The organism is Tardiphaga sp. (genome assembly GCF_028290785.1).
Lineage (GTDB): Bacteria > Pseudomonadota > Alphaproteobacteria > Rhizobiales > Xanthobacteraceae > Tardiphaga.
Genome location: NZ_JAQGJD010000108.1, coordinates 1 through 3,887 on the forward strand (window position 1 = coordinate 1; position 3,887 = coordinate 3,887).

General features: G+C 67.5%; 3 protein-coding genes and 2 pseudogenes. 4 read left to right on the plus strand and 1 reads right to left on the minus strand.

The window, feature by feature from the left end:
- From JWR89_RS05950 to JWR89_RS05960, 3 genes and pseudogenes are all read left to right on the plus strand, one after another.
- A pseudogene (locus tag JWR89_RS05950) lies at window positions 1-332 on the plus strand (coproporphyrinogen III oxidase); the annotation flags it as partial.
- Window positions 333-547: 215 nt separating this feature from the next.
- Window positions 548-1,021, plus strand: a complete 474-nt coding sequence (locus JWR89_RS05955; protein WP_299712993.1) for a carboxymuconolactone decarboxylase family protein — start codon at window positions 548-550, stop codon at window positions 1,019-1,021.
- Between the two features lie 56 nt (window positions 1,022-1,077).
- A complete protein-coding gene (locus JWR89_RS05960; RefSeq protein ID WP_299712996.1) occupies window positions 1,078-1,977 on the plus strand; it encodes a sigma-70 family RNA polymerase sigma factor in 900 nt (299 codons plus the stop codon).
- A 162-nt stretch (window positions 1,978-2,139) separates the two neighbouring features.
- On the opposite strand, the gene JWR89_RS05965 is transcribed toward JWR89_RS05960, so the two are convergent.
- Window positions 2,140-3,342: a penicillin-binding protein activator gene (locus tag JWR89_RS05965; protein ID WP_299712999.1), complete on the minus strand. Its 1,203-nt coding sequence runs from the start codon at window positions 3,340-3,342 to the stop codon at window positions 2,140-2,142.
- Window positions 3,343-3,693: 351 nt separating this feature from the next.
- Between JWR89_RS05965 and JWR89_RS05970 the strand changes: the two are divergent.
- Window positions 3,694-3,887: pseudogene (locus JWR89_RS05970) on the plus strand (hypothetical protein); the annotation flags it as partial.

A 3,887-nucleotide genomic window follows, 5' to 3' on the forward strand; every position in this document is an offset into this window, starting at 1 on the left:
TCGATATCGATGGCTCGCGCCATGCCATCGCCACCGAGAAGCGGCCGGAGGCCTGGCTGATGCGCGTCGAGGCTTCGGGCCACGGCGTTACCACCGACGACATCCTCAACAGCGAGGAACGCGCCGATGAATTTTTGCTGATGGGGCTGCGGCTCGGCGAAGGCATCGACCCCGAGCGCTACAAGGCGCTGTCCGGCCGCGCGCTGGATCCCGACCGCATCCGCATCCTGCGCGACGAAGGCGCCATCGTGGTCGAGGAAAACGGCCGCCTGCGCGTCACGCAAGAGGGCTTTCCGGTGCTCGATGCGGTGGTGGCTGATCGGGCGGCGTAGACGTTAGTAGCCCGGATGGAGCTGTCGCCGGCGCTCGCAGAGCGACGGCGACAGCGCAATCCGGGGCCGGCGTTTCAGTTGATGGGGTTATCCCGGATTTCGCTTCGCTCCATCCGGGCTACGAAACTCGCCAAAAATTTCTTCTCTCCCCACGTCACACCCGCCACTTCCATCTCGTCTTCTCGGCATGTGCATCCCGCACCATGGAGAAGATCATGACCCCCCGTATCACCGACGCATTCAAATTGGTCCCGCCCGGCATCAAGGCGATGATGGCGCTGGAAGCCAGCATTACCGCCAGCGGCCTCGAAACCAGCCTGCTCGAACTCGTCAGGCTGCGCGCCTCGCAGATCAACGGCTGCGCGTTCTGCATTCACATGCATGTCAGCGCTGCCCGTGCCCATGGCGAGACCGAGATGCGCCTGCACATGATCAGCGCCTGGCGCGAATCGCCGCTGTACAGCGACCGCGAGCGCGCCGCTTTGGCCTGGACCGAAGCGCTGACCCTGCTCAGTGAGACCGGCGCGCCGGATGCGGACTACCAATTGCTGAAGGCGCAGTTCAGCGAGGCCGAACAGGTCAACCTCACCATGCTGATCGGCAGCATCAACCTGTGGAATCGGCTGCAGGTCGGTTTTCGCGCGCAGCATCCGGTGGGTGCCGCCGACCGGCCGGCCGTGGCGGCCTGATCGCCGGATATTGCACCGCTCGTCCCGGGCGGTGCATGCTGGGTTGGGAGCACGCGATGACGGCACCACTGAAACGAAGCCACACGCAGGACGAAACCGGCACCGCCGTGTTCGAGGCGCAGCGGCCGCGGCTGCGGCGCATCGCCTACCGCATGCTGGGGTCGCTCAGCGAGGCCGACGACATCGTGCAGGACGCCTGGCTGCGATGGCGGCAAGTCGATCCCGCCACCGTGCAGTCCGCAGCGGCATTCCTGTCGCAGGTCGTGACGCGGCTGTGCCTCGACGTGATGAAATCGGCGCGGGCGCGGCGCGAGACCTATGTCGGTTCGTGGCTGCCCGAGCCGCTGGTCGAGGAGGAGACGGCGCCGGATCGCGACGACCTGACGCTGACATTAATGCTGGCGCTGGAACGGCTGTCGCCGCTGGAGCGTGCCGCCTTCCTGCTGCATGACGTGTTCGGCGTGGCGCTCGACGATGTCGCCACCACGCTGAAGCGCGAGCCCGCGGCGGTGCGCCAGTTGGCGGTGCGCGCGCGCCAGCATGTGCAGGACGCCCGGCCGCGCTTTCCGGTGGCGCCCGAGGAGGGCAGCCGCATCGCCGAGGCGTTCTTCACGGCGACCCGCAGCGGCGACATCGCCACGTTGCGGACGTTGCTGTCGGAGACGGTGGTGCTGCGCGCCGATGGCGGCGGCAAGGTCAACGCCTTCCCCAATCCGATCATCGGGCTGGACCACGTGCTGCGGCTGTTCGAAGGCCTGACCCGCAAACTCGGCGCCCAGCACGACGAACGTTTCCGTACGCTGTGGATCGACGGATTGCCCGGCTATCTCAGCTTTGAGCGCGACGGCGTGCTGCAGACCACCGCGCTTGCCATCGAGGATGGCCGCATCACCGCGATCTACATCACCCGCAATCCGGACAAGCTGCAGCGGGTGAGGATTGAACCGCTGCACTAATGGCGGGGCACCGACTCGTTTCCCGGACGCGGTGCGGCGCGAAGTGCCGCTCCGCAGATCCGGGATCCCGGTTTCTTTCCCGCACAACCGGGGCCCCGGATCTGCGGCGCACCACGCCGCGAAGTCGCGGCGCAGTGCACCGCGTCCGGGGAACGGAAAGAGCTACGCCCCAAAACTCTTCGGCGAGCCGGCCACCGGCTGACCGCCGCCGGAGGCCACGCGCATCACGGCGAGGCCGCGTTCGTTGCTGCCGTCGGGGCGGAAGCGAAACAGCCCGTCGATGCCGGCGAAGCCGGACGGGTTGACCAGCACCTCCTGCGAAAAGCGCTGCCCGCCCTGGGTGCGCGCGAGAGCGGCGACCAGCGCCACGGCGTCGTAGGCCAGCGTCGCGGTGCGCACCGGCTCGTTGCCGTATTTGGCGCGGTAGCGGCCGGCGAAGGCGCGAAAACCGGACGGGTCGGGCGCGGCGTACAGCCCGCCCTGCAGCGACGCGCTGGCGAATACCCGGGGATTGTCCCACAGGCCGGTGCCGAGCAACTGGATGTTGCGCAGGTTGGCGCCGGCGGCGGTCAGCGCGTCGGTGGTGGCGACCACCGCCTCGCCATCGTCGGCCAGGAACAGCGCGTCGGCGCCGCCCAGGGCTGCGGCAATGTTGCGCGCCGCCGTGGAGCGGTCGGCGCCGTATTTCTCGAACGCGACAATACGGCCGCCCTTGCGGGCCACGGCCTGCTTGAACGCGACCTCGACCACATTGCCATAGGCATTTTCCGGCAGCATCGCGGCGAAGGATTTCTTGCCCGTGCTGGCGGCGTAATCGACGATCCGGTTGACGTCGGATTCCGGCAGGAAGCTGAGCAGATAGACGCCGCGGCCGGCGACGCTGGAATCCGTCGAGAACGCGATCACCGGGACATTGCGCGCGCGGGTGGCCGCCGCGGTGGACGGCACCGACAAAGCAAACAGCGGCCCGAGGATGATTTCCGAGCCTTCGTCGAGCGCCTGCTGGGTGGCCTGGCCCGCGCCCTGCGCGCTGCCGGCATCGTCCTTGATCAGGATCTGGATATTCGGATTCTGGAACTCGGCCAGCGCCATTTCGGCGGCGTTCTTCATCGACTGCGCCGCGACCCCGGCATTGCCGGAGGCCGACAGCGGCAGCACCAGCCCGACCTTGACCTGGCCCTTGCCGACCGCCAGCGGCTCCTGCGCCGGTCCGGCCGGCGCGGCGGGGCCGGTGCCAAAGCTGTTGGAAAGGGTCTGCTGCACGCCGGCGCAGGCGCCAAGCAGCGGCGCGCCGAGCAGCAGGCCTACAGCCGTGCGCCTCGTCGTTCCCCAACGCGGTTTTCCGGAATTGAACGAATCCGCCATCGCTACTCTTCTCTCGGCCGACCATGATCGGCCCGTACCCCACCTCCATATAGGGTGGAGCGGGGATTCAGACATATTGTCGGCGATAAGTTAACCAAAACAAAAGCTTTTTGTCCGGCCACCCGGTGAATGCCGTTTTGACATGGCCGCAATGAACGGCGGCATAACGACCGAAAAACGGCTGTCCCGTCGTCCCGGCATTCCCAAGCCTGTCGTCCCGGACAAGTTCGCGAAGCGAACGCAGATCCGGGACCCATACCCTCCGAGTCCGTGGTCAACCCGCGGCGATCGCCACGGCGCCTCATGACGACCGCGTGTATGGGTCCCGGCTCGCGCTCGCCAGAGGCTCGCTTGGCCGGGACGACACCGAGAGGGCTGCCCCTTCTCTCGATTTCGCTCTACATTGCCGCCATGCGCGCAACACCGGCTTCCCCGACCCCATCCGAAGATTCCGCGGCCCCCTCGGCCCGGAGCTTCGCCATTTCCGGCCACCTGCTGGTCGCCCCGAAGGCTGTTCCGGGGCTGCATCTGGTGGCGACGCCGAT

Coding starts and splice junctions, on each gene's coding strand:
- JWR89_RS05955 (WP_299712993.1), top strand. CDS start 548: ATGACCCCCCGTATCACCGACGCATTCAAATTGGTCCCGCCCGGCATC.
- JWR89_RS05960 (WP_299712996.1), top strand. CDS start 1,078: ATGACGGCACCACTGAAACGAAGCCACACGCAGGACGAAACCGGCACC.
- JWR89_RS05965 (WP_299712999.1), bottom strand. CDS start 3,342: ATGGCGGATTCGTTCAATTCCGGAAAACCGCGTTGGGGAACGACGAGG.